Source organism: Kitasatospora sp. NPDC032757 (assembly GCF_055579305.1).
The window spans coordinates 114,744-140,827 of sequence record NZ_JBVINN010000010.1 but is presented as its reverse complement, the minus strand read 5'-3'; the positions used below and the strand labels follow the sequence as shown (position 1 = coordinate 140,827).

Sequence of the window (26,084 nt, the reverse complement as noted above, 5' to 3'; positions counted from 1 at the left end):
GTGGTGGCCCGGTTGAGGGGCGACGCGTTTGTCGGCCCGTCCCGATATCGTCGGTGGTGTGTCCCTAGCCCTGTACCGCCGCTATCGCCCCGAGACTTTCGCCGAGGTCATCGGGCAGGAGCACGTGACCGCTCCGCTCCAGCAGGCCCTGCGCAACAACAGGGTCAACCACGCGTACCTGTTCAGCGGCCCGCGAGGCTGCGGGAAGACGACGAGCGCGCGCATCCTGGCCCGCTGCCTGAACTGTGAGCAGGGGCCGACGCCGACCCCGTGCGGGGAGTGCCAGTCCTGCCGGGACTTGGCGACGGGCGGGCCCGGGTCGATCGACGTGATCGAGATCGACGCCGCGTCGCACGGTGGTGTGGACGACGCGCGTGAGCTGCGGGAGCGGGCCTTCTTCGCGCCGGTGCACAGCCGGTACAAGATCTTCATCCTGGACGAGGCGCACATGGTGACCTCGGCCGGCTTCAACGCGCTGCTGAAGGTGGTGGAGGAGCCGCCGGAGCACCTGAAGTTCATCTTCGCGACCACGGAGCCGGAGAAGGTGATCGGGACGATCCGCTCCCGCACGCACCACTATCCGTTCCGGCTGGTGCCGCCGGGGACGCTGCGCGACTACCTGGCGGAGGTCTGCGGGCGGGAGCAGATCCAGGTGGAGGACTCCGTCTTCCCGCTGGTGGTGCGCGCCGGTGCCGGGTCGGTGCGTGACTCGATGTCGGTGATGGACCAGCTGCTCGCCGGCGCCGGCGAGGGCGGTGTGACGTACCAGATGGCGACCGCGCTGCTCGGGTACACCGACTCGGCGCTGCTGGACGAGGTGGTGGACGCCTTCGCCGCGCACGACGGGGCGACGGTGTTCCAGGTGATCGACCGGGTGGTCGAGGGCGGGCACGATCCGCGCCGGTTCGTGACGGACCTGCTGGAGCGCCTGCGGGACTTGGTGATCCTGGCCACCGTGCCGGACGCCGGGGAGAAGGGGCTGATCGACGCCCCGGCCGACCGGGTCGCGATCATGCAGGCCCAGGCGGACGTCTTCGGGGCGGCCGAGCTGAGCCGGGCGGCGGACATCGTCAACACCGGGCTCACCGAGATGCGGGGGAACGCGGCCCCGCGGCTCCAGCTGGAGCTGATCTGCGCCCGGGTGATGCTCCCGGGCGCGTACAGCGACGAGCTGTCGTTGCAGGCGCGGCTGGACAAGCTGGAGCGCCGGGCCTCGGCCGGGGGCTTCGCGGCTCCGGCGGCCGGGCAGATGGCACCGATGGCACCCGCAGCGCCGATGGCACCCGTGGCACCCGTGGCACCCGTGACGCCCATGCCGGCGATGCCCGCGGCGCCCGTGCAGGGCGCCCCGGTGCCGGGTGAGGCCGCACAGCCGGCACAGGTCGTGCAGGCCGCACCGATGCAGGCACCCCCCGTCCAGCCCGCGCCGGCCCCGGCCGGGCCCGCGCCCGGCGCGTGGCCGATTCCGCGCAGCTTCCCGCCGGCCGGTGGCGCGCCCGCGCCCGCCCAGCCGGCGCCCGTGCAGACCCCGCCGCAGCCGATGCCCGCGCCCGTCCAGGCCCCCACCCCCGTCCAGGCCCCCGCGCCCACGGCGGTCCCGGCAGCGGCCCCGGCCGGCGGGCAGCCGTCGGGTGCCGCACAGCAGGGCGCCGCACAGATCCGGCAGATGTGGCCGCAGATTCTGGAGGCGGTGAAGAACCGCCGCCGCTTCACCTGGATCCTGCTCAGCCAGAACGGCCAGGTGGCCGGGTTCGACGGCAGCGTGCTCCAGGTGTCGTTCATCAACGCGGGCGCCCGGGACAGCTTCGTCGGCAGCAACAGCGACGACGTGCTGCGCCAGGCGCTGTCGGACGCGCTCGGTGTGGACTGGCGGATCGAGTGCATCGTCGACCCGTCGGGCGGCTCGTCCGGCGGGGTCGCAGGTGGCGGAGGCGGCACCGCCCCGGCGGCCGGCGGCAACTTCGGCGGTGGCGGTGGCGGCGGTTGGGGTGCACCCCCGGCGCGTCCGGCGGCGTCCGCGCCCCCGATGCAGGCTTCCGCACCGGCGCCCGTCCCGTCTCCCGCGCCCGCACCCGTGGCCGCACCCCCGTCGGCACCGGTCGCAGCGGCCGCCCCGACGGCGCCGGCTCCGCCCGTGCAGGCCCGGCCGGCGCCCGCCGCTCCGGCGGTCGCCCTGGAGGACGACATCCCGGAGGAGGACGATCCGGACCTCAAGGAGGAGACGTTCTCCGGCCAGGAGCTGATCATCCGCGAGCTGGGGGCGACGGTCCTGGAGGAGATCCGCCACAGCGGCGGCTGACGGGCGGGCACCACGTAGGCTCGTGGCGAAGACGTCGGACGACAACGTCGGGCGACGACGCAGACGAAACCCGAACGCAAGGGAGTGAGCCGTGTTCCCCGGTGGTGGCCAGCCCAACATGCAGCAGCTGCTCAAGCAGGCGCAGAAGATGCAGCAGGACCTCGCCAAGGCCCAGCAGGAGCTGGCCGAGACGCACGTGAACGGTTCGGCGGGCGGCGGCCTGGTCGAGGCCACGGTGACCGGTGCCGGTGAGCTGGTGGCGCTGACCATCGCCCCGGCGGCCGTCGACCCGGAGGACACCGAGACCCTGGCCGACCTGATCCTCGCGGCGGTCCGGGACGCGAACCAGTCCGCGCAGAAGATGCAGGCCGAGCGGATGGGCCCGCTGACCCAGGGCCTGGGCGGCGGCATCCCGGGTCTGCCGTTCTGACCTGCGGAACTTCCCCGAGCGGTCGGGAAAGTCCGAGGTCATGATGGTCTGAAGGTCAGACGACGGACCTGTGTGATTTATGCGGGAGTAGGGCGTCGGGCGGTGCGCCCGGCGCCCGATTCGTTGGATGATGGCACCGGAGTACCCCGCGCGGGTGCCCCACCGACCGGCCGAGACCGACCAACCCGACGGAAGGCGCGACGTGTACGAGGGCGTGGTTCAGGACCTGATCGACGAACTGGGCAGGCTGCCCGGCGTCGGGCCCAAGAGCGCGCAGCGGATCGCCTTCCACGTCCTGCAGGCCGACCCCACCGACGTGCGCCGGCTGGCGCACGCGTTGCTGGAGGTCAAGGACAAGGTCCGGTTCTGCGCGGTCTGCGGCAATGTCGCGGAGGCCGAGCAGTGCCGCGTCTGCCTCGACCCGCGCCGCGACCTCGCGGTGATCTGCGTGGTCGAGGAGCCCAAGGACGTCGTCGCCATCGAGCGCACCCGCGAGTTCCGCGGCCGTTACCACGTGCTGGGCGGCGCGATCAGCCCCATCGAGGGCGTCGGCCCGGACGACCTGCGGATCCGCGAGCTGCTGGCGCGCCTCGCGGACGGCACGGTCACCGAGCTGATCCTGGCCACCGACCCCAACCTGGAGGGGGAGGCGACCGCCACCTATCTGGCCCGGCTCTGCAAGCCGATGGGCCTGAAGGTGACCCGGCTGGCGAGCGGTCTGCCCGTCGGCGGGGATCTGGAGTACGCGGACGAGGTCACCCTCGGTCGCGCCTTCGAAGGGAGACGACTGCTCGATGTCTGACCGGACGCTCAACCAGCAGCCCCACACGCCCCACCAGGGCGGCCCCCACCAGGCCGGCCCGCACCCGGCCGACCCGCAGCAGGACCGGCACGCCCCGCACATCCACGCGCACGGCTCGGAGCCGGACGACTTCGCGGTGCAGATCGCGGACTCGGTGGAGAGCTTCGTGCTCGCCGTCACCGAGGTCGCCAAGGGCGACGAGCCAGGCAGCGCGGTCTCGCTGCTCCTCCTGGAGGTCTCGCAGCTGCTGCTGGCCGGCGGCCGGCTCGGCGCCATCGAGGACGTCGTCCCCGAGGACCGGTTCGAGCCCGACGCCGGGCCGGAGCCGGACGGTGAGCAGTTGCGGGAGCGGCTGGCCGAGCTGCTGGCGCCGATCGACGTCTACCACGAGGTCTTCGACCCGTACGGGCCGCCGGAGAAGCCGAACGCGTTCCGGATCTCGGACGACCTGGCCGGCGTGGTCAGCGAGCTCCAGCACGGGCTCACCCACTACCGCGAGGGGCGGGTCAGCGAGGCGCTCTGGTGGTGGCAGTTCTCGTACCTCTCCAACTGGGGCACGACCTGCTCGGCGGTGCTCCGGGCGCTGCAGTCGCTGATCGCCCACGTCCGGCTGGACAGTCCGATCGGGGCGGTGCCGGACGGTGCGGACACCGACGACGACGGGCTCACCGACGAGCAGCTGGAGCAGCAGGCCGGTGACCTGATGGCCGCCGAGCTCGGTCTCGGACGGTAGGACCTCGGCAGCGGAGGACGGACTGTGACGCACGCCTCAGGCTCCGAGGCCGGAAGGGAAAACCCCGGGGCCGCCGTCCGTTCGTCCGCCGATTCTCCGGGGCCGCTCCGGATACCCCGCAGACCTGCCGGTGTCCGGTCCCGTACCGCCGCCCACCTGCTGAAACGGGCGTCTCATCATATGGAAAGCGACAGTCGCGGCACCCCTGCTCGGTAGACTGGCGCGGACCGCACAACCCCCGCCACCCGGGGGTGCGGGGGCCCCGGGCCCCCGGAAACGACACAAGTCGAGGAGCGCACGTGGGCCTTGTCGTGCAGAAGTACGGCGGCTCATCCGTTGCGGATGCCGAGGGCATCAAGCGCGTGGCCCGTCGAATCGTTGACGCCAAGAAGGCCGGCCATGAGGTCGTCGTCGTGGTGTCCGCGATGGGCGACACGACGGACGAGCTCATCGAACTCGCGGAGCAGGTGTCACCCATCCCTGCCGGCCGTGAGTTCGACATGCTGCTGACCGCTGGAGAGCGCATCTCCATGGCCCTGCTGGCCATGGCGATCAAATCCCTGGGTCACGAGGCCCAGTCCTTCACGGGCAGCCAGGCCGGTGTCATCACCGACTCCGTCCACAACAAGGCGCGCATCATCGACGTGACGCCGGGCCGCATCCGCACCGCCCTGGACGAGGGCAACATCGCGATCGTGGCCGGCTTCCAGGGCGTCTCGCAGACGAGCAAGGACATCACCACGCTCGGCCGCGGCGGCTCGGACACCACCGCCGTCGCCCTCGCCGCGGCGCTCAGGGCCGAGGTGTGCGAGATCTACACCGACGTGGACGGCGTCTTCACCGCCGACCCGCGCGTGGTGAAGAAGGCTCGCAAGATCGACTGGATCGCCTACGAGGACATGCTGGAGCTGGCCTCGTCGGGTTCCAAGGTGCTGCTCGACCGCTGCGTGGAGTACGCGCGGCGCTACAACATCCCGATTCACGTACGCTCGTCCTTCTCGGGCCTTCCCGGGACGATCGTCAGCAACGACAACCCGAACAAGCCCGAAGGGGGCGAGATGGAGCAGGCCATCATCTCCGGAGTCGCCCACGACACGTCCGAGGCCAAGGTCACGGTCGTCGGCGTGCCGGACAAGCCGGGCGAGGCGGCGCGCATCTTCCGCGCCATCGCCGACGCCGAGGTCAACATCGACATGGTGGTGCAGAACGTCTCCGCCGCGTCGACCGGCCTGACCGACATCTCCTTCACCCTGCCGAAGAGCGAGGGCCAGAAGGCCATCGACGCGCTCGGCCGGGTCAAGGAGGGCATCGGCTACGAGTCGCTGCGCTACGACGACGCGATCGGCAAGATCTCCCTGGTCGGCGCCGGCATGCGCTCCAACCCGGGCGTCACCGCGACCTTCTTCGAGGCGCTCTCCGAGGCCGGCGTCAACATCGAGCTGATCTCCACCTCGGAGATCCGGATCTCGGTCGTCACCCGTGCCGACGACGTCAACGAGGCCGTGCGCGCCGTCCACAGCGCCTTCGGGCTGGACAGCGAGTCGGACGAAGCGGTCGTCTACGGCGGCACCGGGCGATGACCCGGCGGCCGAACCTCGCCGTCGTCGGCGCCACCGGCGCGGTCGGCGAGGTACTGCTCGGCCTGCTCTCACTCCGCCAGGACATCTGGGGCGAGGTGCGCCTCGTCGCCTCCCCGCGCTCGGCCGGCCGCAAGCCGGTCGTGCGCGGGGAGCCCGTCGAGGTCCTCCCGCTCGCCGAGGAGGTCTTCGACGGGATCGACGTCGCCGTGTTCGACGTACCCGACGAGGTCTCCGCGCGCTGGGCGCCGATCGCGGCCGCCAAGGGCGTCGTGGTGGTCGACAACTCCGCGGTGTTCCGGATGGACGACGCCGTCCCGCTGGTCGTCCCCGAGGTCAACGCGGCCGCGGCCCGGATGCGCCCGCGCGGCATCGTCGCCGGCCCCAACTGCACCACCCTCACGATGATCGCGGCGCTCGGCGCGCTGCACGCCGAGTACGGGCTCAGCGAACTCGTCGTCGCCTCCTACCAGGCCGCCTCCGGCGAGGGCCGGGCCGGCGTGGACACGCTGCGCGAGCAGGTCGGGCTGGTCGCCGGCACCGAGGTGGGCGAGCACACCGGCGACCTCCGCGCGATGATCGCCGACAACGGCCCGTTCGCCGCCCCGCTCGCGCTCAACGCGGTGCCGTGGAGCGGCTCGCTGATGGACGGCGGCTGGTCGTCCGACGAGCTGAAGATCCGTGACGAGTCGCGCAAGATCCTCGGCCTGGCGGGCCTCAAGGTCTCCGCGACCTGCGTCCGCATCCCGGTGGTGCGCACCCATGCGCTCGCCGTGCACGCCGTCTTCGAGCGCGAGGTCACCCAGGAGCACGCCCAGGAGCTGCTCCGGGACGCCCCCGGTGTGGTGCTCTATGACGACCCGGAGGCGGGCGAGTTCCCCACTCCCAACGACGTGGTCGGGACGGACCCGGTCTGGGTCGGGAGGGTCCGCCGGGCGCTGGACGACCCGGCCGCGCTGGACCTCTTCCTCTGCGGTGACAACCTGCGCAAGGGGGCGGCGCTCAACGCCCTGCAGATCGCCGAACTGGTCGCGGGCGAGCTGCCCGGCTGACGTCGCCGCCGGCGTTCCGCGCTGACGTTGCGTCGGCCCTTCCGTCCGACTCTTCGTCCGGCCTTCCGTCCTGGCGCTCTCGGCCGGCGTTTCGTCCGGGTTTGGGATGGACCGGCCGAGGCTGTGCGGACGGGCCGACCCAGTATCCGGACAGCCCGCTCACGGAATCCGCCCGAATCCCCTGGAGGCGGCTTCGGCCCATGGGCGAGAATGTCCCGTGGGCTGGGCAACCATGACAGGGGATCGAGTGTCCAACGGGCGTGGCGAACGTGATGGTGGGAGCAGGGGCGGGCATCTCGGCAACGGCCGCGGTGACGTTCCCTCCGCGCGCCCAGTGGCCTGCGGATAGGCCGGAAGATAGCCAGATGACGGCGGTCGCACCCGGCCCGGCGGACTCCGGTGCCGGTACCAGCGCGGGCACCAGCGAGGATCTGCTCACCGAGACCTATCAGGCCCACTACCGTTCGCTGCTCCGGTTGGCGGCGTTACTCCTCGACGACCTCTCGACGTGTGAGGACGTGGTCCAGGAGGCGTTCATCCGGGTCCACGCGGCCAGGCGCCGGGTTCGCGAGCCCGAGAAGACGCTCGCCTATCTGCGGCAGACCGTCGTCAACCTGTCCCGCTCCACCCTGCGGCGCCGGATCCTCGGCCTGAGGCTGCTGCCGAAGCCCATGCCTGACATGGCCAGTGCAGAAGAAGGCGCCTACGATGCGCTGGAGCGCGATCAGTTGAAGGCCGCGCTACGGGGTCTGCAACGCCGTCAGCGGGAGGTTCTGGTGCTGCGTTACTTCGTGGACATGACGGAGGCGCAGGTCGCGGAGACCCTGGGCATCTCGCTCGGTTCGGTGAAGGCGTACGGCTCGCGGGGGCTGGCCGCGCTGCGGGTCCAGATGGAGGCCGGGCATGGCTGACGACAGGGGAGGCCTGCTCGGCGCGGGCGGGCCGAACCCGGGCGGGCCCGGCGCGGACGGGCTGAATCCGGGCGGGCCCGGCGCGGACGGGCTGGACGCCGAGGAGCGGCTGGTCCGCGAACTGATGCAACGCGCGGTGTCCGATCTCCAGCCCGACCCGGGCGGACTGCACCACATCCGCCGCGCCGTACCCCGTCGGCGGGCCGCCGTACGCGGAGCCTGGACCGGCGCCGCCGCACTGGCGCTCGCCTTCGCCATCGCGCTGCCCACCCTGCACGACACCGACCACCTGGACCTCTCCGGCGGCCCCGGCTCGCCCGGCGCCCAGGGTGGGACGACCTCCGCCTCGACCGGAGGCACCACGGCCGTCGGCGAGCCGGCCGGCCCGAACCAGACGCCGCACGCCGGCACGGGCGGGACGGGCACCGGCGCCGGGCCGTCCGGCTCCGCCGGCGCCTCGCCCAGCCCCGGGGCGACCACCCCCGACGCGGGCCCGGGTGCGGTCACCCCCGCCACCGCGCCCAGCACCGGCGGCGGCGTGCTGGTGCCGCTCTGCACCCGCGGCGACCTCGGGCAGGGCACCGCCCAGGTCGGCACCGCCGACGCCGAGGGGCGGATCTACGGATACTTCACCGTGCTCAACACCTCCGGGCAGGCCTGCCGGCTCGGCGGCCCGGGCGCGGTCTCCGTCATCGCCGTCGCCGGGACGGACGCCGCCCGGATCCGGGTGACCGACCACACGGCCGGCGACCCGGCGACCGGCCTGCCCGCCGCCGGAACGGGCGCCGGCGCCTCGGCCGCCGCCGTGGACGGGGCCGTCCAGGGGCTGCTCCTGGCGCCGCGGACCGGGTACCGGGTGGACTTCGGCTGGGTGCCGGACGCCGGCGGCTGCCCCGCCCCGGGTGGTTCCTCGCCCAGCGCGACGGCCGGCCAGGGCGGATCGGCCCTGGCGGCCGGGTCGGGCCAGGGCAGCACCTCGGGCGCGCAGGCCGGAGCCACGGGCGGTCCGGGCGGTCCGGGCGGTCCGGGTGGCTCGGGCGGCCCGGGCCTGGCGGCCGGCTCCTCGAGGGCATCCAGCGCCGCGCCCCCGGCGACGACCACGCCGACGGCCGGCCCGACCACGGCCACGAGCCCCACGGCCACCCCGACCACCGGCCCCAGCGCGCCGCCGCCCACCGTCACCCTCGCCCACACGCCGGCCCCGGGCAGCCCCTCCACCGCGACGGCCGGCCTCCCGGGCGCCTGCGCGGGCACCGTCTACCGCACCGCCCCCCAACCCCTCCAGGCCCCGCCCGCGCCCACCGCGACCACCTCCCCGTCGGCCGGCTGAACCCCGGGCGCACCTGGCGCGCCCCGCGCACAGGAAGTCGGCCGGGCCGACTTCTCGGGCGGCCGGCGGACCCCTGTGGTCGGGAGGGGCGTGAGGAATGGTTACCGTGGGGGTGTGTACCGGTTCCTCCTGACTCCGCGCTGGCTGAGCGGCACCGCGCTGGCCGTCGCGGCCGTGGCGGTGTGCGTCTGGCTCGGCACCTGGCAGCTCGGCCGGTTCGAGGACAAGGTCTCCTCGCACCAGGAGATCAGCAAGTCGGTGGACGACGCCGGTACGGCCAGGCCGCTCGGCGAACTGCTCGGCGCCGACCGGCCGCAGGTCACCACCGACACGGTCGGCCGGGCCGTGACGGTGTCCGGCACCTTCGACCAGGAACACCAACTGCTCGTCCCCAACCGGGTGCTGGACGGCAAGCAGGGCTACTACGTGCTCACCCCGCTGCGCACCGGGGACGGCCGGACCGTCGCCGTCGTCCGGGGCTGGGCGCCGGGCACGCCCGCCGCCGGCGGCACCACCACCGCCTCGGCGGCGCCCGTCGGCGAGGTCACGGTGACGGGGCGGCTCCAGGCCGGCGAGACCAGCGGCAGCAACGGCGCGGTGGCCGGCGGCCTCCCGGCCGGACAGCTCGGCACGATCAACCAGGCCGCGCTGGTCAACAAGCTCTCCTACGACGGCTGGTACGACGGCTGGGTGTCCGCGGACGCGGCGCCGGCCGGGCTGACCACGGTGCCGACCGTGCAGCCCCAGGGCGGCAACGGGCTCACCCTGCGGGCGTTCCAGAACCTGGGCTACACGCTGGAGTGGTTCGTCTTCGGGGGCTTCGTCGTCTTCATGTGGTTCCGCCTGGCGCGCCGCGAGGCGGAGGCCGAGCAGGACCGGGCCCTCGGGCTGGACCCGGTCCTGGAGTAGCCCCCTCGGCGGGGGCTCAGCGCGTCGGCTTCGCCGGTGGCACGGACGGCACCACCGGCCGGGACGGTGTCGGAGGCTTCGCCGGTGTGGCCGACAGGGACGGGGACGGCGAACCGGACGGAGACGAGGACGGCGAACCCGACGGCGGAGGGTCGCACCGCCTGCTGTTGTTGCCGTTCCCGCTGCCGTTGTCGTCGTCATCGTCGTGGTCGGTGTGGTGGCGCACCTTGCGTCCGCTCTTGGAGCCCTTCGACCCGGACGACTTCGACCCGGACGACTTCGACCCGGACTTGGCGAGCACGACCACGCCGTCGTCGCTCTCGCCGGGCTTGCCGGCCCCGTCGGCCTCGTCGCCCTCGCCGTCCTCGACCGTGCGGTAGGCGGCCTGCAGGGCGAGGCTTCCCGCCGAAGCGGTGGCCGAACCCGAGGCCGAAGCGGTGGCCGAGGACGTGGCCGACGCCGTCGGCTGCGTGGACGGCGACGCGGGCGGCGGGCAGGCCGCTCCACTGTCGCTGTCCTGACCCGAGCAGCCGGTGAGCACCAGGGCCCCGGCCACCCCCACCCCCACGATCGCCAGCAGACGTCTCACCCGGTCCCCCCGTCCTCCGGTGCGGCGTCCGCCGCCCCCTCGGCCCGATTCTCCCCGGCGGCGTCCGCGCCGAGGTGGCGCCGGACGAAGTCGATCTCCAGCCGCAGCTGCTTGATCCGCTCCTCCACCACCAGCGAGCCGTGCCCGGCGTCGTAGCGGTAGACCTCGTGCGGCTTGCCGAGCTGCTCCAGCCGCTCGACGTAGTTCTCGATCTGCCGGATCGGGCAGCGCGGGTCGTTGACCCCGGCGCTGATGTAGACCGGCACCCGCACCCGCTCGACGTAGGTGAGCGGCGAGGAGGCCGTCCAGCGCTCGGGCACCTCCTGCGGGGTGCCGCCGAAGAGCGTGCGGTCGAGCGACTTCAGCGCCTCCATCTCGTCGTCGTACGCGGTCAGGTAGTCCGCGACGGGGACGGCGGCGACGCCGAGCGACCAGTTCTCCGGCTGCACGCCGAGGCCGAGCAGGGTGAGGTAGCCGCCCCAGGAGCCGCCGGTGAGGACGAGCCGGCCCGGGTCGGCGAGCCCGCTCGCCACCGCCCACTCGCGGACGGCGCCGATGTCCTCCAGCTCGATCAGGCCGACCCGCTCGCGCAGGGCGTCCGTCCAGGCCTGGCCGTAGCCGGTGGAGCCTCGGTAGTTGACCCGGACCACCGCGAAGCCGTGGTCCAGCCAGGCGGCCGGCCCGGCGGCGAAGGAATCGCTGTCGTGATGGGTCGGCCCGCCGTGGATCTCGAAGACGGTCGGGAACGGGCCGTCGCCCCGGCCGGCCCCGGCGGGCCGCTGGACGAGCGCGTGCACCCGCCCGCCGGGACCGTCCACCCAGACGTCCTCGACCGGCACCGAACCGGGCGGCACCGAGCCGGGGGCCCGCAGCACGACCGTGCCGGCGGTGGAGCGGACGGCGGACGGCTCGGCGGCGGAGGACCAGAGGAACTCCACCGTGCCGTCCGGGCGCGGGGTGGCACCGCCGACGGTGCCGCGCGGGGTTTCCAGCCGGGTCAGGCGGCCGCCATCGCCTGGGGCTTCCTCCAGCGAGAACGAGAACAGCTCGCTGCGCGCCTCGTACTCGTGCTCGACCAGCAGCGCGGTCGCGCCTGGCCGCCACTGCGCGGAGACGTCGCCGGGCAGCTCGCGGCCCTGCTCGTCGCGGAGCGGCAGCGCGGTCTCGGCGCCGGTGGCGACGTCCCAGATCATCGGCTCCCAGCGGCCGGTGCGCTGGTGGGCCACCAGCAGCCGGGTGTCGCCCTCGACCGGGGCGAAGCCGAGGCAGGCGACCCCGCGCGGGTCGTCGCGGCCGGTGACCTCGTCCAGCTCGGCGACGGTCGCGCCGTCCGTGAGCCGGACGATCCGGATCGCCGCGTGCATCGCGTCGCCGTGCTCGGTGTGGTCGATGGCGAGCAGCGTGCTGTCGTAGCTGAGGTCGCCGACGCCGCCGTACTCCTCGTGCCGGTAGATCTCCACCGCCTCCGCCGCGCCCGGGCGGCGCAGGTGGAGGGTGGTGCCGTGCTCGTCGGTGGAGCGGCCGACCACCACCGTCCCGTCCCGGCCGAGGGCCAGGCCCGCCGAGTAGGAGGCGGCCAGACCGGGCACGGCCTCCTCGTCGGGGCCCTCCGCGCCGTCGGGCCGGCCGGCGAAGGGCTGGCGGCGCCAGATCCCGAACTCGTCACCGTCGTTGTCGTCGAACCACCAGACCCAGGCGCCGTCGGGGGACAGCTCGGCGTCGGTGGTGCCGTTCGGGCGGTCGGTCACCCGGCGGTGGGTGTCGTCGGCGCGGTCCCAGGCGTACACCTCGTAGGTGCCGGTCGCGTTGGACACGTACAGCGCCCGGTCGGGGGCGTCCTCCGCCCAGTCCGGAAGGGAAACCCGGGCCGCCCTGAACCGCTGCTCCCACGCCGGTACGGCGCTCTTCTCCTCGCTCATCCACCCATCCAACCCGATCGGGGGGAGGGAACGGAACGGGCGGGTGGGCCCGGAGGCCCACCCGCCCTGCTGTTCCTCGCCGGCCGCCGCCCCTGGGCCCTCGGCCCGGCCGACGGCTCCGCGGTCTCGTCCGTCCGGCCCTCGGCCTACCCGGCGGTGCGGCGGTCTCGTCCGTCCGGCCCTCAGGCCGCCCGGCGGGGCAGCAGCTGCACCAGACCCGCCAGCAGCAGCTCCAGCACCGTCAGCACCGCCAGGCTCCGGCCGAAGGCGACGGCCGGGTCGGCGGCGCCGTAGTAGACGATGCCGATCAGTGCGATCCCGAGCGAGCCCGCGACCTGCTGGACGGTGGCCACCACCCCCGCCGCCGACCCGGCCAGCTGCGGCTCCACCCCGGCCAGCACCACGGAGGTCACCGGCGCGATCACCAGGCCCATGCCGAGACCGTCCACGAAGAGGCCCGGCGCCAGCCACCAGACGCTGCCGGTCGTCCCGGCGGCGTGCACGGCGAGGCCGAGCAGGCCCAGCCCGGCCGCCATCAGCAGACCGCCGAGCGCGACCGCCTGGCGGCCGAGGCGGGCGGCGACGCGGTGCGCGGTGGTCGAGGTGAGCAGGTAGCCGACGCCGATCGCGGTGAAGACCAGACCCGCGCCCAGCGCGTCCAGGCCCCGGCCGGGCTGCAGGTAGAGGGCGAGCACCAGGAAGAACGACGACTGGCCGAGCCAGAAGGCGAGCTGGGCGAGCAGCCCGGCGGCGAACGAGCGGGTCCGGAACAGCCGGGTGTCGACCAGCGGCGAGCCGGTGGCGCGGGAGCGGTGCTGGTGCACCGCGAAGGCGGCGAGCAGCGCGACGGAGCCGCCCAGGCAGAGCCAGGTCCAGAGCGGCCAGCCCTGCTCGCGGCCCTGGATCAGCGGCAGCACCAGGCCGGTCAGTGCGACGGTGACCAGCAGCACGCCCACCGGGTCCAGACCGGGCCGCTGCGGCGCGCGGGACTCCGGCAGGCAGCGGCGGACCAGCGCCAGGGCGGCCAGGCCGACCGGCAGGTTGATCAGGAAGCAAGTGCGCCAGTCCAGCCCGAAGAGGTCCGCCCGGATCAGCACCCCGCCGATCAGCTGGCCGAACACCGCGCCGACGCCCATCGTCAGCCCGTACATCGCGAACGCCCGGGCCTGCGCCGCGCCGCTGAACGCCGTCCGCAGGATCGCCAGCACCTGCGGACCCATCAGCGCCGCCGCCAGGCCCTGGGCGACCCGGGCGCCGACCAGGGCGGCCGCCGTCGGGGCCAGGCCGCAGCCGGCCGAGGCCAGCGTGAACAGGGCCAGGCCGAGGGCGAACACCCGGCGCCGGCCGTAGCGGTCGCCCAGCCGGCCGGCGGTGATCAGGCCGGCCGCGAGCGCCAGGCTGAAGCCGGCGATCACCCACTGGACGGCCGAGGGCCCGGCGCCCAGGTCGGCCTGGACGGAGGGAACGGCGACATTGACGACGAAGACGTCGAGGGCGGTCATGAAGGTGGCGGTCAGGACCACCGGCAGCAGGCCCCGGGTGGAGGATCCCGTCCCGGCGGGGGCCTGCCGGGCCTTCGGGGCGGCCGTACGGGTGGGCAGGGCGGTGCTCATCTGGGGTGCTCCTCACGGGGGCGGCGGGGCGGGCCCGGGGGCGGGCCCGCCCGTGCGGCTCGGTGGCCCGGTGGCCGGGCCGGCTCTGCGGTCGGTCCGGCCCGGGGCCCGGTCGTGCGGGGTGCGACTTTCCCGGCGCCGGCTCAGGCGCCCGGGACGCGGTCCAGGAAGCCGAACACCGAGGCGATCCGGCCGTCCGGGCCGGCCACCAGGACGTCGAACCCGATCACCAGCGGCTCCTCGCCGGCCGGCCCGAGGTTCCAGGTGAAGCGGGCGATGTCGTGGTGCGCGTCGACCGCGCCGAGGGTGAACTCCAGGCCGGGGAACTGCGCCTGGGCGGCACCGATCAGGGCGTCCACGCCGTCCCGGCCGGTGACGGCGGCCAGCGGGTCGGTGTAGCTGCCGTCCTCGGCCCACGCCTCGTCGATCAGCTTGCGGCGGGCGGCCGGGTCGGTCTCGTTCCAGACGGCGAGGTAGCGCTCGGCGAGCTGCTGGAGGTCGGTCGCCTGGACGGTGGTCTGCCGGATGTCGGTCATGGTCTTCTCCCGTGTTCCGCTGGGCTGTTCGGCGGGTCGTTCCCGCTGGTCATGAAGGTACGGACGGCGGGCGGCGGGCGAATCTGTCACGGATAGGTACAGGGACGCGCAAGGACGTAGGTAGGTCGCGCCAGTAGGGTCGGAGGATGGGGATGCTCTACGGGCGGGAACAGGAGCAGGCCGTCGTCGAGGCGCTGCTCGACGGGGCGCGGGACGGCCGCAGCGGGGTGCTGGTGCTGCGCGGCGAGCCGGGCATCGGCAAGACCGCGTTGCTGGAGTACGCGGCGGCAGCGGCCGGCGACGCGTTCCGCGTGGTCCGGGCCACGGGCGTCGAGTACGAGGCCGAACTCCCGTTCGCCGGCCTGAGTCTGCTGCTCGCACCCGGCCTGGACCGGCTCTCCGCGCTGCCCGGACCGCAACGGCGCTCCCTGGAAGGCGCGTTCGGCCTGAGCGACGACGCGGCGCCCGCCGGTGCGCCCGGCGACCGGCTGCTCACCGGGCTCGCCACCCTCGGGCTGCTCGCCGAACTGGCCGCCGAACAGCCGCTGTTGTGCATCGTGGACGATGTGCAGTGGCTGGACCGGGCCTCGCTGGACGCGCTGCTTCTCGCCGCCCGTCGGCTCCAGGCGGAGGGCGTCGCCCTGCTGCTCGCCGTTCGCGACGCGGGCGCGCCGGGGGGTGCCGCGGGTCGCGGGGGTGCCGGGGGTTCGGCGGGCCCCGGGGGTGCGACGGGCCCCGGGGGCGGCGCCCTGCCGCTCGCGGGCCTGCCCGAACTCCGGCTCGCCGGCCTCGCCGAGCCGGCGGCCGCGCAACTCCTCGACGCCCGAGCGGCATCGGGGCTAGCGGGCGGAGTCCGCCGCCGACTGCTCGCCGAGGCCGCCGGCAACCCGCTGGCACTCACCGAACTGCCTGCCACCGTCGAGGAGTCCGCCGACTCCGCCCGCGGTGCGCTGCCGCTCACCAGCCGCCTGCAGATCGCCTTCCACGGCCAGGTCACCGGCCTGCCACCGGCCACCCAGAACCTGCTGCTGGTCGCCGCCGCCGAGGAGAACGGCGACCTCGACGTCGTCCTCGCGGCGGCGGCCACCCTCGGCGCGACCGCCGAACACCTCGCCCCCGCCGAGGAGTCGGGCCTGGTGGCCGTGGACGCGGAGCGCCGGCTCGCCTTCCGGCACCCGCTGCTGCGCGCCGCCATCCTGCAACGCGCTCCACTGCAACAGAGGTTGACGGTTCACCGCGCTCTCGGCGAGGCGCTGGAGGACGGCGACCGCCGGACCTGGCACCTGGCCCTCGCCGCGACCGCACCGGACGCCGAACTCGCCGACGCGCTGGAACGCACCGCCCTCCGCGCCGAGGCCCGTGGCGGACACGGCGGCGCCGCCGCCGCGTACGAGCGCGCCGCCCGCCTCACCCCCGACCGCGACGGCGCCACCCGTCGCCTCGTCCTGGCCGCCGAAGCCGCCACCGAGGAAGGCAAGTTGGAGCAGGCCGAGGCGCTCGCCGAACGGGCCGGCGCCCGGACCGACAACGTCTTCGCGCACGCCCTGCTCGACCACGTCCGGGCCACCGCGCACTTCTGGCGCGGCTCCTACCCCACCGCCTACCGCCTGCTGCTGGACGCCGCCGGCACCGGCATCGAGCCGCCGCACGCCGCCCGGATGCTGTTCCAGGCCTTCCACGCCGCCTGGTACGCGGGCGAGGAGCCGGTGGTCGCCGTCCTGGACCGGCTCGCCGTCGTCCTGGCCGAACTCCCGGAGGACGACCCGCTCACCCCGCTCGCCCGGCACCTGCCCGCCGCCGTCCTGCCCGCCCTCGGACGCCCCGCCGTGCCGCTGCCCGCGGCCCGGGACACCGCGGCGGCGGCCCGCCGGGCGGGCGCCGAGACCCCGAGCGACCTGGTCCAGCTCTGTGGCGCGACGCTGATCCTCGGCCGCGACGCCGAAACCGTCGAACTCGCCGCCGAACTCGTCGCCGAGGCCCGCGCCAAGGGCACCGTCGGCGTGCTGCCCACGCTCCAGTTCTTCCTCGCCGAGGCCGAGTTGTTCCACGGCCGCCACCGCGACGCCGAGGTCACCGCCACCGAGGCGCTCGCCCTCGCCCGCGACACCGGGCAGCACCAGTGGGTCAGCCAGCTCAGCGCCCTGCTCGCCTGCCTGGCCGCGCTCGCCGGCGACGCGGAGCACACCACGACGCTCACCACGAAGGCACGGACGGCGACTGCGCTGACCACGACGACGCCGACCACGACGACGCCGACCACGACCACGCCGACCACGACCACGCCGGCCGGCAGCGCGGCGGGCACCGCCGCCCCCGCCCCCGGCGAACCGTGGGCCCAGTGGGCGCTCGGCCTGCTCGACCTCGGCCACGGCCGGGCCGGTGACGCCGCCGACCGGCTCCAGGCCCTCACCACCGGCCCCTACCGGCACCACGTCAGCGGCACCCGGGCCGTCCCCGACCTGGTCGAGGCCGCCGTCCGCCTCGGCACCCCCGAGCGTGCCGCCGGCCCGTACGAGCGGTTCGCCCGCTGGGCCCGCGCCGCCGGCGTGCCGTGGGCCGAGGCGCTACGACTGCGCTGCCAGGCCCTGCTCGGCCCGGACGAACTCGCCGAATCCGCCTACCTCGCCGCCCTCGACCTGCACGACGGCACCCACCGCCCGTTCGAGCAGGCCCGCACCGCGCTCCTCTACGGCGAGTGGCTGCGCCGCGAACGCCGCCGCACCGACGCCCGCCCGCACCTGCGCGCCGCCCTGGAGACCTTCGAACTCCTCGGCGCCCGCCCCTGGGCCGACCGCGCCCGCACCGAACTCACCGCCACCGGCACCAGCGCCCCCGCCCCGGCCGACGCCCCCGCGGGCGCGCTCACCGCGCTCACCCCGCAGGAGCTCCAGATCGCCAGGCTCGCCGCCCGGGGCCTCACCAACCGCGACATCGCGGCACAGCTCTTCCTCAGCCCCCGCACCGTCGGCCACCACCTCTACAAGGCCTACCCCAAGCTCGGGATCGCCTCCCGGACGGACCTCCCGGCGCTGTTCTGAGGCGGCACCGACCCGAGGGGCCGGGGGGCCGCCGGCTCCTCGGCTCAGGCCCGGTTCGCGTGCGCGGCGAGGGTGGCCCGCAGCGATGCCACGGTGGGCGCGGTGGCGATGCCGGGCAGCAGGTACCACCAGAGCCGGACGATCCGCTCCGGCAGGTCGGCCCGGTCGCTCCGCAGGTGGGACATGATCTGTGAGCCGGTGTACGCCGCGACCAGGAGCTGCGCGACCTCCGCCACATCGACGCCGGGCAGCAGCTCGCCCGCCTGCCGCGCGGCCTCCAGCTCCGCGCGGAACTGGTCCGCCCACATCTCGTACGGTCCGAATTCGCGCAGCCCGAGCTGCCCCTGCTCGACGGCGAGCGTCACGCCCGCGCGCAGCAGTACGTTCGCCTTCAACTCATCGGCCAGATAGAGGTTCAGGGCGACGAGCTGGCCCAACCCGGTCGCCTCCGTCGGGAGTTCGAGGTCCGACGCCTGCTCGTCGATGACCGCCTTGGCCAGCTCCTCCTTGGATCTGAAATGGAAGTACATCGCCCCCTGCGTGGTCCCCGCCCTGGCGATGATCCGGCTGACGCTCGACCCGTTGAACCCGAACTCGTCGAAGACGTGGGCGGCGGCCCGCAGAATCGTCTCGCGCGTGCGTACGGCCCGGTCCTGCTGGGCTCTCGCCACCGGTGGCTCCCAAGGTCCAACAGACAAAAAAGAACGACCTCAATGTTATTCGCCCCCGGAGCACCACCAACGCGGGCGCCGGCCAGCGAATGCCGACCAGTTGGCAGCCGCCGCCCTGGCGGAGACACCGGTGCGCGTGCGGGCCCGGGCTGACGCGAAGTGACCGGGCGGGCTGTGCCCGCGAACGCCGTCGGCTCGCGAACGTCAGGAGCCGACCGGTTGCGGCACCGGGCGGACGGCCTCGATCGCGGGAACGTCTGCGGTGCCGAAGCAACTCGGGTGGTCGGGCGAGGTGGAGGGGGAGCGTCGATGACCTGCACGGACAGACCGCGGGCGTCCATGGACGTACGCCGAAGCCCGGGGTCGTCGTAGCGCAGTCGGTCACGCGGGGGCGCTGTCGCACGCGCCCGTGCCAGACGGCGGCGGCTCGTGTCAGCGGGAGTCGGTGGTCCCGTGGGGCGGGTATGGAGCTTCCGTCCGGCGGCCGGCCACGGCTGCGGCGAGCGCCAGCAGGGCTTCGACCTGTGCGACTTGTGCGCGCAGTTCGTTGGTGGCTTGCATCCCGGTGAGCTTGATCCGCGCCAAGATGTCGCTCGCAGCCTGGGCGTGTGCTTCATAGCTGGCCATGCCGAACTCCGACGTCTGTTGGGTCGTACGGGAACCGAACTACGTCGACGGTAGAGCCTGGGCCCTGGTATCGGCCGCACGCTGCCGTGCGTGTGGTGGAATCTCCACGGCCAGGTGACGCTGTCGGAACTGCGGGCACCGACCTGGGCCACGTGTTCCGGACGGGGCGGCCCTGCTCCCTGCGAGGGCGTGCCCGTGGGGGAGATCTCCCGACCGGTCGGCCACTCCTGCGCCGCCGTGACGGAGGAGGTCCACCGGAAGCAGAGCCGCCCGGTGATCCGGACCCGAGCGACCGTCATGGACGACCTGTTCGCGCAGGATCCCCTGAGGCTTGGTCACGCAGGTGGTCACGCACAACGAATCAGGGCCCTACCGGATTTCTCCGGCAGGGCCCTGATTCGTACTACTGGGTCGGGGTGGCGGGATTTGAACCCACGGCCTCTTCGTCCCGAAGCAACATGGGCGCTTGCCTGACCTTGGTGAGCAGTGCCGCTGACCTGCCCAGACGGTCCCTGAATGTCCGTGACTGTTCGCCGTAGTGCGCGCTCGTTGTAGCGCAGTTAGACACTCAGCTCCGCGTGGCAGCAGACGCCTGCTGCCGTAGAGTCTCCCTGCCGACCAGCAACGCCACTGTGCCAACCACCACCGAGAGCCAGCCTTGATTCGGCCTGACTAGATCACCTCGGCCTGGCCTTGATGGGACTGTTCTAGCTGCTGCTCACGCATGCGCTGGTCGGCCCGCAGAGCTTCAACAGTAGTGGCAAAGCTCTCCAGGCTTTGTTCGTCATCTCGGCCATATGGAAAAATTCCCAGTTCGAGCGCAATGACGTGCTGCTCCATACTGTCGGCAGTTTGCTGCAAGTTGAAAGCTCGCTCCCGTGGCTTGAAATATCCAATCACGGCCGTAATTACCGTGATGGTAAATCCCAGGGCGATCAGCACCCCCTTTCCTGGCTGGGGAGGGTCGTACCATGCAGTGACTGCAGAGACTGCTGCGGATCCAGTGAAGATCACCCACTGCAAATAGAGATGGACGCGCCGATAGTAGCGAGACTCCTTTCGGAGTCTAACCACTTCACTGGGGATTCGCTCCTTGTATGACGCCCGACGATCAACGGTAGACGGCGTGAGCCGCCTTGCCTCAAGAATCCTGCGTTCCTCGGCAAGCTCCAGGTCGAGCTTAAGGTCGCTTACCGCTGCTCTGCGATCGTCCCAGCCGTTCCAGCTTGAATTGAACTCCATGTTCGCCAGCGGAATAAAGCTGATCAGAAGTGCCACGAGAATTCCGCCAAGCATGCCATTGACTTCGCCGGGATTGCGCCTGCCTAGCCAGAAGAATCCGATCGTGGCCCAGAATAGAATGGTGAGAGTAAATAGCAAAGGAATTCCAAAGAGGGCGGCAACCTGCCAGCGTCGATTCTTAATTCGCTGACGGAGATTGGCTACCTCGCGCCGATGCTGAATCAGGGCGTCCGTCGCATCCACTACTCCTGAGGCATCCATCGATTCCGGCATCAGGTTTCCATCCCCACAAACATAGGTCTTCCCACTGTTCGGATGATTCTGCCAGTCCACGGGTCTTCCCGGGCGCTTTTAGGTAGATTCCTTGCGTCCAGGTGTAGCTATGTCCGCTCGTTCCGGAAGCTCGCTTCGCTCCCGGTTCCTCCCGGATCGAACTCAGCTGCCGCAGCTGTTCCCGCTTACGGGCGGCGGAGCGGTTTTGGCCGGTGTCCTGTCTGGTTTGGGGTCGAGCATGATCGGGGGGCCGTAAGCTCACCCGCGAATCGGGCAGGCTTCTCGCCTGCCCGCAATCTGGCCGAGTGGCCCCCCGTTCTTGCTCGACGCGGGTCCCGGGCCAGGGAGGTGGGTAAAACCGTGGAGGAGCCCGTCACCAGCCACGGCCAGCAGTGGCCTGCACCCATCCCCTTCGGTCCGACGCCTGGCGCGGCCGGCCGCCGCCCGCCCCGGGCGAAGACAGGGGGCGAGGCGAGCGGCAAGGCCTGCGCCCTGGCGCGCAACGCGCGCCCTTGAACCCGTAGAGAAGAGTTTTACGCACCCCTCCTCCCCTCATCACCCCACCCTCCTTACCTCCTCCGCCCCTGCTCCTTGGCCCGCCGGCCGCCTATGATCGGCAAGCTCTGAACTGACGGTTCTTCACCATCTTGCGCGGGGGCCATGGATACGATCACCCAGCTTGTGACCATTGCGGCCGTGGTTCTCGGTGGGCTCACGACGTACCTGACGAACAGCCTGATGGAACGGAGCCGGCGCAAGGACGGGCTGCGGCTCCGCTGGGACGAGAAGAAGTTGGACGCCTACGCCGACTACGTCGGGCAGGTCCGGACCACGATCCACATCTCGGTCCTCCTGTACGAGGTCCGGGAAGAGATCCGGCAGATGCCTCGTACCGAGCACGAGCTGTCGATGGAGCTCACCGAAGCCGGCGGGGATCAAGCCAAGGCCTTCGAACGGGTCATGCTGCTCGCCGGCGACGACGTGATCGAGGCGGCGCACTCGATCCAGGAGACCCTGGCTGCGATCGGCTGGCAGGCACGAGGGATGGTCGACGGCACCCTTGCCGAGTGGCGGGCCTTGCACACTGAGGTGTTCAAGGCAATCAACCGGTTCCATGAAGCCGCTCGCACCGACCTGGGCGTCCGGGGCCGCTTCGAGGGTGATCAGCACACCGCCCGTGGGCTTCTCCTGCCCGGCGCTCGGGCCGCCGACGGGTCGCCTGACCGCACCTGAGCCCGGGCAGCAAACGGCCCCAGCAAGCTGCCGGGGCCGATCCTGCCGCATCACGCTCAACCTGCGTCGATCCGCCAGTTCTCCAGTGCCAGCAGAGCCTCTGCCCGGGCCTGGACGACCGCCATGCGCGCGGCCCGCTCGATCTCCTGGCTGTGCGCCGCCTGGTGGGTGCTCTGCCCGGGCCACTTCCGGTACAGGAGCCCGGTGCCCGCGACGAACCACCCGCGGCTGACCGCGTTGAGCGCCAGCAGCAGCCCAGTGTCCTCGGACGCCGGAAGTGCCATCCACCCGCCGAGCGCGAGCAACAGGTCCCGCCGCACACACAGCGTCGCCGGGTGCACCTGGGCGCGGAAGTCGTGGGCCTTCCAGTGCTCCAGCACCTCGCCGCGCTCGATCGGCCCTGCTGGCGGGTCCTGGTCGAAGCCCACCGTGCTCCCGTCCGGAAGCAGGTCGAGCACGCGGGATGTCGTCCACGCCACGTCCGGCCGGCTCGTGAGGACGACAAGGTCCCGGGCCAGCGTCCCGGGCGGCAACATGTCGTCGGCGTCGAGCACCTTCACGAACTGCCCGACGGCGCGGGAGAGCCCCATCGTGCGCGCCATGCCCGCACGCCCGTGCCGGCCCTGGCCAAAGCTGATCCGCGCGTCGTCCGGGACGTGCGGGGCGACGTCGTCCGTCTCGCCGTCCTCCTGGATCACCCACTGCCAGTCCCAGCCGTCCGGCATGTCCTGGTCCAGCAGCGACTTGTAGGCGTCGGCAAGGTATTCGGCACTCGGCCCGTGGACCGCCGTGATGACGGTAACGAGGTTGGTCATGCTCACCACCTGTTCAGCTTGGTCGTGTAGACCATCTCGGTACGGTCGCCGGGCAGTACGACATCGGAGACCTCCACGACGCGGTCCGTCGTGTCGATGCAAGTCTTCCGGAGAACGATCACCGACACACCTACCAGCAGGCCGAGTTCTTCGGTCTCCTCGGGCGTCGGCGGCCGGGCCCGGAAGGTCTCCACGATCCGGTCCAACTCGATGCCGACGGTGTGCAGCTGGTTCTGCGTCCCGCCCGGCCACGGCTCCTGGTCCTCGCGGAGCAGGTCGGGGTTCCCCGCGATCATGTCGAGCACGAGGTAGGACCGGGCCACGTTGAACGGCGCGTGCTCCTCGCTGTACCGGGTGCGGTAGGTCCGCTCCAGCAGCATGGTCCCCTCGGGGATGCCGAACGCGGCGGCCAGGTCGGCGTTCGCCGGCACCTTCTCGTACTGTGCGGAGAACACGAGGTCGTTCACCGTCAGCCCGGTGTCGTGCTCGGTGGCGCCGGTCTTCAGACGCTCGGTCTCCGACTCGCGGGCACGATCCTTCTCCCACTGGTGGCGCTGGTTGTCGCGCTTCACCTTGGTCGGCTGCCGGCGGACGAAGGTCCCACGGCCGTGCTGCTTCTCCACCAGTCCTTCGCCCTGGAGCACGCCCACGCCCTGGCGGACGGTCGGAACGCTCACCCGGTACTGGTCCGCAAGCGCGGTCTCGGCCGGCAGCCGGTCGCCCGGGGCCAGCTCGCCGGTGTCGATCCGGCGCCTGAGATCGGCTGCAATCCGCTCGTACTGGTTGGCCATGGTGCTGGTCACCGTCCTGTCGTGGTCTCCCGCTCATCCTAAGTCCTAAAGAGGTGTTGACGACTAGCTGATGAGCCGTCATAGTCATGGAAGCAGCAACTCCTAATGAGGACTTGAAGACAAGATCTCAGGAGGTGCTGATGACACCCGGTATCTGCCGTGGTGAGGCTGCTCCGAGGACTGACGAATCCCCTCGGTGCCAGATGAAGGAGCCCAGCTCATGCGCTTCATCCCCGTCGACACGACCGCCGCGCTGGTGATGGTCGCCCAGGCGCCCCGCCCGAAGCTCAAGGACCGCCGCACCGGCGAGATGGCCATGGACACCGAGACCGGCGCGCCGCTGGTCACCCTGGACGTCACCTTCGTGGCCAACGGTGAGGCCGACATCCTGTCCCTGACCGTCCCGCAGCCGGGCATTCCGGACGGGCTCGCCCCCGGCATGCTGGTCAGCCTCACCCGGCTGATCGCGCGGCCGTGGGAGAACGAGTTCAACGGTCAGAAGCGCTCCGGCATCGCCTTCCGGGCCGACGCCGTGACCGTCACCGCCGCCCCGGCGCTCGCCGGCGCCGGCGCCTGACCGCCATGGACGCCCTGACGACGACGCTCCTGGAGCTGGGCGCCCCCGCTGCGGTCCTCGGCTCCGGAGCCCTCTACGCGAGGGCCAGGATGCCCCGCACGTACTGGGCGACTGTCGGCCTGCCGCTGACCGTCCACCGCATCCGGAGCGACTACGAGAACGTGATGGAGGCCTGCGGCCTCACGGTGGAGCCCTCGTTCTGGCGGGCCATGGCCTCCTCGGCCACCAACCGGCCCGCGCGGCCCGCGATGCCCAAGGTCCGCAGCATCACGGCCAGTTCGACCGGGCTTCGGTTGCGGCTGCGGCTCGCCCGTGGCCAGGAGACGGCCGACGTGGTGAACGCCACTGAGCGTCTGCGGCACGCCTGGGGCGTCCACGCGGTGTACGCCTCGGAGGTCAAGCCCGGTGTGGTGGATCTGCGGATCGTCGGCTTCGACGTGTTGCAGAACGTCCGCCTGCCCCGCCGGGCCAACGCCAAGGCCGCCCGCCTGCTGAGGGTCCCGGTCGCTCTCCGGGCTGACGGCACCATCCACCACCGGGACTTCCGGCAGTCGCCGAACGGGCTGAACCTCGGCGCCAACCAGTCGGGCAAGTCGATGTTCACCCGGAACCTGATCCATGGCCTTGCCTCGCAGCCGGTCGCCCTGGTGGGCATCGACTGCAAGCGTGGCGTGGAACAGCGACCCTTCGCCCCGCGGCTGTCTGCCCTGGCCACCGACCAGGGTGAGGCGCTCGGCCTGCTGCTGGCGCTGCTGGTCGAGATGGACGACCGGTACGACCTGATCCGCGCCTATCAGGGTGTGCCCGGCTCGGTCGCTGCCGAGGAACTGACCGCCGACATCTGGGGCCTGCCGGCGAAGGTCCGGCCGGTGCCCGTCATCGTCCTGGTGGACGAGATCGCCGAACTCTTCCTGGTCGCGAGCAAGGCCGACGAGGAACGCCGGAACCAGATCGTCACCGCGCTCATCCGGCTCGCCCAACTCGCCCGCGCCGCCGGCATCTTCTTGGAGATCTCGGGCCAGCGCTTCGGCTCCGAACTCGGCAAGGGTGCCACCCTGCTCCGTTCCCAGCTCACCGGCCGCACCGTCCACCGGGTCAACGACCTGGAGACGGCGAAGATGGGGCTCGGTGACATCTCCGAGGCCGCCATGACGGCCGCCACTCGGATCAGCCCCGACATGCCCGGCATGGCCGTCGCCGCCGACACCTCCGGCCGCTGGTCCGAGATCCGCACGCCCTTCCGCTCGCTCGCCGAGATCGCTGAGCGCTGCGCGAACTTCGCCCACCTGGTGCCGGACCTGCCGCGCCTCGCGGCCTTCCGCCCGCCGGTGGTGCCCATCATCCCGCCTCAGCCCACCGCCCCGCCGGTCTTCGCTCCGCTCCCGGCCGCCGAGTAGCTCCCCCCGCCCACGGTCGGCGCGACCGCTTCGCGCCAATTCCCTACCCCCGCCATGCCTCGACCAGAAGGAGAACGCCCATGTCCCGCAAGCCGTCCATTTCCGAGATCGGCGCCTTCATCGGCCGCCTCAAGGCCAACGCCGACCGCCGCGCCGACTCCGGCCCGCTGCTGGCCGAGAAGGCCGATCTGCTGGAGCGCATCACCAAGGCCAACCCCGACGACCGCGACGCCGCCGAGGTGGCCCGGGACGCCCGCGCCGCCGCCGATCGCGCCCAGCGCAACGCCCGGTGACCCCGGTGGCCGCCCGCAAGCGCCAGACGGCGCCCAAGCCCGCGCCCTGCCAGCCCTGCGAGGGCACCGGCCAGACCACCGAGACCGTCTATGCCGGCCGTGGTCCGCGCCGGCGCCAGATCGCCGAACAGGAGGCCACGTGCCTCGACTGCCTCGGCACGGGAATTACGTTGGGGGTCCCGCAGTGATCCAGATTCGCGTGATCTGCGACGTCAACAACGTGCACCTGGTGGTCGCCGACCTGTGCCGCCTTTGGAGCGTGCACGAGGTCAGGGAGTACCCGACGCGCACCCCCGGTCAGCAGCGGCTCTACATCACTGCGTCCCGCCGTCCGAGCAACGCCCAGTAGAGCCCGTCCACCGAGCCCGGGCGGCCAGCCAACCGGCCCCGCCCGGTCTCCCATCCCATCGAACTGGAGGTGAACCGA

24 protein-coding genes are annotated in these 26,084 nt (G+C 72.6%); 15 read left to right on the top strand and 9 right to left on the bottom strand.

The window, feature by feature from the left end; translation table 11 throughout:
- The first annotated feature begins 58 nt into the window (after positions 1-58).
- The 9 genes from ACZ5WK_RS15185 (at position 59) to ACZ5WK_RS15145 (ending at position 10,043) form a co-directional block, all read left to right on the top strand.
- Positions 59-2,299, top strand: coding sequence for a DNA polymerase III subunit gamma and tau (locus tag ACZ5WK_RS15185; protein WP_465547775.1), 2,241 nt, complete (start codon positions 59-61; stop codon positions 2,297-2,299).
- A 91-nt stretch (positions 2,300-2,390) separates the two neighbouring features.
- Entirely contained in the window at positions 2,391-2,729 is a 339-nt protein-coding gene (locus tag ACZ5WK_RS15180; RefSeq protein WP_396324022.1) for a YbaB/EbfC family nucleoid-associated protein, read from the top strand.
- A 202-nt stretch (positions 2,730-2,931) separates the two neighbouring features.
- Entirely contained in the window at positions 2,932-3,531 is a 600-nt protein-coding gene (gene recR / locus ACZ5WK_RS15175) for a recombination mediator RecR (protein ID WP_030246467.1), read from the top strand.
- On the top strand, positions 3,524-4,264 hold the full coding sequence (locus ACZ5WK_RS15170; RefSeq protein WP_396324021.1) for a DUF5063 domain-containing protein: 741 nt from the start codon (positions 3,524-3,526) through the stop codon (positions 4,262-4,264). Before recR ends, ACZ5WK_RS15170 begins: the two co-directional genes overlap by 8 nt.
- 299 nt (positions 4,265-4,563) lie before the next feature.
- Entirely contained in the window at positions 4,564-5,844 is a 1,281-nt protein-coding gene (locus ACZ5WK_RS15165) for an aspartate kinase (protein ID WP_465547774.1), read from the top strand.
- Positions 5,841-6,893, top strand: coding sequence for an aspartate-semialdehyde dehydrogenase (locus ACZ5WK_RS15160; protein ID WP_465547773.1), 1,053 nt, complete (start codon positions 5,841-5,843; stop codon positions 6,891-6,893). The genes ACZ5WK_RS15165 and ACZ5WK_RS15160 overlap by 4 nt, the downstream gene beginning before the upstream one ends.
- A 365-nt stretch (positions 6,894-7,258) precedes the next feature.
- A complete protein-coding gene (locus ACZ5WK_RS15155) occupies positions 7,259-7,804 on the top strand; it encodes a SigE family RNA polymerase sigma factor (protein ID WP_360181438.1) in 546 nt (181 codons plus the stop codon).
- A complete protein-coding gene (locus tag ACZ5WK_RS15150; RefSeq protein WP_465547772.1) occupies positions 7,797-9,134 on the top strand; it encodes a hypothetical protein in 1,338 nt (445 codons plus the stop codon). Before ACZ5WK_RS15155 ends, ACZ5WK_RS15150 begins: the two co-directional genes overlap by 8 nt.
- 114 nt (positions 9,135-9,248) lie before the next feature.
- Entirely contained in the window at positions 9,249-10,043 is a 795-nt protein-coding gene (locus ACZ5WK_RS15145) for an SURF1 family protein (protein WP_465547771.1), read from the top strand.
- A gap of 16 nt (positions 10,044-10,059) precedes the next feature.
- Here ACZ5WK_RS15145 and ACZ5WK_RS15140 read toward each other — a convergent pair whose 3' ends face one another.
- The 4 genes from ACZ5WK_RS15140 to ACZ5WK_RS15125 all read right to left on the bottom strand — a co-directional run bounded on the left by ACZ5WK_RS15140 (position 10,060) and on the right by ACZ5WK_RS15125 (position 14,700).
- The gene (locus ACZ5WK_RS15140; protein WP_465547770.1) at positions 10,060-10,632 is read right to left on the bottom strand and encodes a hypothetical protein; all 573 of its coding nucleotides are present in this window, start codon (positions 10,630-10,632) and stop codon (positions 10,060-10,062) included.
- Positions 10,629-12,551 (bottom strand): S9 family peptidase, encoded by a 1,923-nt coding sequence (locus tag ACZ5WK_RS15135; protein ID WP_465547769.1) that lies wholly within the window; start codon positions 12,549-12,551, stop codon positions 10,629-10,631. Before ACZ5WK_RS15135 ends, ACZ5WK_RS15140 begins: the two co-directional genes overlap by 4 nt.
- Before the next feature lie 182 nt (positions 12,552-12,733).
- Entirely contained in the window at positions 12,734-14,164 is a 1,431-nt protein-coding gene (locus ACZ5WK_RS15130) for an MFS transporter (RefSeq protein ID WP_465547768.1), read from the bottom strand.
- 143 nt (positions 14,165-14,307) lie between these two features.
- Positions 14,308-14,700, bottom strand: coding sequence for a nuclear transport factor 2 family protein (locus ACZ5WK_RS15125; protein ID WP_465547767.1), 393 nt, complete (start codon positions 14,698-14,700; stop codon positions 14,308-14,310).
- Between the two features lie 146 nt (positions 14,701-14,846).
- Here ACZ5WK_RS15125 and ACZ5WK_RS15120 point away from each other — a divergent pair, with 146 nt between their 5' ends.
- Positions 14,847-17,738 (top strand): helix-turn-helix transcriptional regulator, encoded by a 2,892-nt coding sequence (locus ACZ5WK_RS15120; RefSeq protein WP_465547766.1) that lies wholly within the window; start codon positions 14,847-14,849, stop codon positions 17,736-17,738.
- Between the two features lie 44 nt (positions 17,739-17,782).
- Here the strand turns inward: ACZ5WK_RS15120 and ACZ5WK_RS15115 are convergent, their stop codons facing one another.
- From ACZ5WK_RS15115 to ACZ5WK_RS15105, 3 genes are all read right to left on the bottom strand, one after another.
- A complete protein-coding gene (locus tag ACZ5WK_RS15115; RefSeq protein WP_396324011.1) occupies positions 17,783-18,409 on the bottom strand; it encodes a ScbR family autoregulator-binding transcription factor in 627 nt (208 codons plus the stop codon).
- Between the two features lie 432 nt (positions 18,410-18,841).
- The gene (locus ACZ5WK_RS15110) at positions 18,842-19,036 is read right to left on the bottom strand and encodes a hypothetical protein (RefSeq protein WP_405365706.1); all 195 of its coding nucleotides are present in this window, start codon (positions 19,034-19,036) and stop codon (positions 18,842-18,844) included.
- A 672-nt stretch (positions 19,037-19,708) separates the two neighbouring features.
- On the bottom strand, positions 19,709-20,611 hold the full coding sequence (locus tag ACZ5WK_RS15105) for an SLATT domain-containing protein (RefSeq protein WP_465547765.1): 903 nt from the start codon (positions 20,609-20,611) through the stop codon (positions 19,709-19,711).
- Between the two features lie 600 nt (positions 20,612-21,211).
- Between ACZ5WK_RS15105 and ACZ5WK_RS15100 the strand changes: the two genes are divergently transcribed.
- Positions 21,212-21,784, top strand: coding sequence for a hypothetical protein (locus tag ACZ5WK_RS15100; RefSeq protein WP_465547764.1), 573 nt, complete (start codon positions 21,212-21,214; stop codon positions 21,782-21,784).
- Positions 21,785-21,840: 56 nt separating this feature from the next.
- Here the strand turns inward: ACZ5WK_RS15100 and ACZ5WK_RS15095 are convergent, their stop codons facing one another.
- The gene (locus ACZ5WK_RS15095) at positions 21,841-22,599 is read right to left on the bottom strand and encodes a glycosyltransferase family 2 protein (protein ID WP_465547763.1); all 759 of its coding nucleotides are present in this window, start codon (positions 22,597-22,599) and stop codon (positions 21,841-21,843) included.
- A 2-nt stretch (positions 22,600-22,601) separates the two neighbouring features.
- Positions 22,602-23,390 carry a GntR family transcriptional regulator gene (locus ACZ5WK_RS15090; protein ID WP_465547813.1) on the bottom strand — a complete coding sequence of 263 codons (789 nt, stop codon included), beginning with the start codon at positions 23,388-23,390 and terminating at the stop codon, positions 22,602-22,604.
- 220 nt (positions 23,391-23,610) lie between these two features.
- On the opposite strand from ACZ5WK_RS15090, the gene ACZ5WK_RS15085 reads away from it, so the two are divergent.
- The 4 genes from ACZ5WK_RS15085 to ACZ5WK_RS15070 all read left to right on the top strand — a co-directional run bounded on the left by ACZ5WK_RS15085 (position 23,611) and on the right by ACZ5WK_RS15070 (position 26,006).
- Positions 23,611-23,967 (top strand): SCO3933 family regulatory protein, encoded by a 357-nt coding sequence (locus ACZ5WK_RS15085; protein WP_465547761.1) that lies wholly within the window; start codon positions 23,611-23,613, stop codon positions 23,965-23,967.
- Positions 23,968-23,972: 5 nt separating this feature from the next.
- Positions 23,973-25,364, top strand: coding sequence for an FtsK/SpoIIIE domain-containing protein (locus ACZ5WK_RS15080; RefSeq protein ID WP_465547760.1), 1,392 nt, complete (start codon positions 23,973-23,975; stop codon positions 25,362-25,364).
- An 80-nt stretch (positions 25,365-25,444) separates the two neighbouring features.
- Positions 25,445-25,657 (top strand): hypothetical protein, encoded by a 213-nt coding sequence (locus ACZ5WK_RS15075; RefSeq protein WP_465547759.1) that lies wholly within the window; start codon positions 25,445-25,447, stop codon positions 25,655-25,657.
- A gap of 184 nt (positions 25,658-25,841) precedes the next feature.
- A complete protein-coding gene (locus tag ACZ5WK_RS15070; RefSeq protein ID WP_465547758.1) occupies positions 25,842-26,006 on the top strand; it encodes a hypothetical protein in 165 nt (54 codons plus the stop codon).
- The last annotated feature ends 78 nt before the right edge of the window (positions 26,007-26,084 follow it).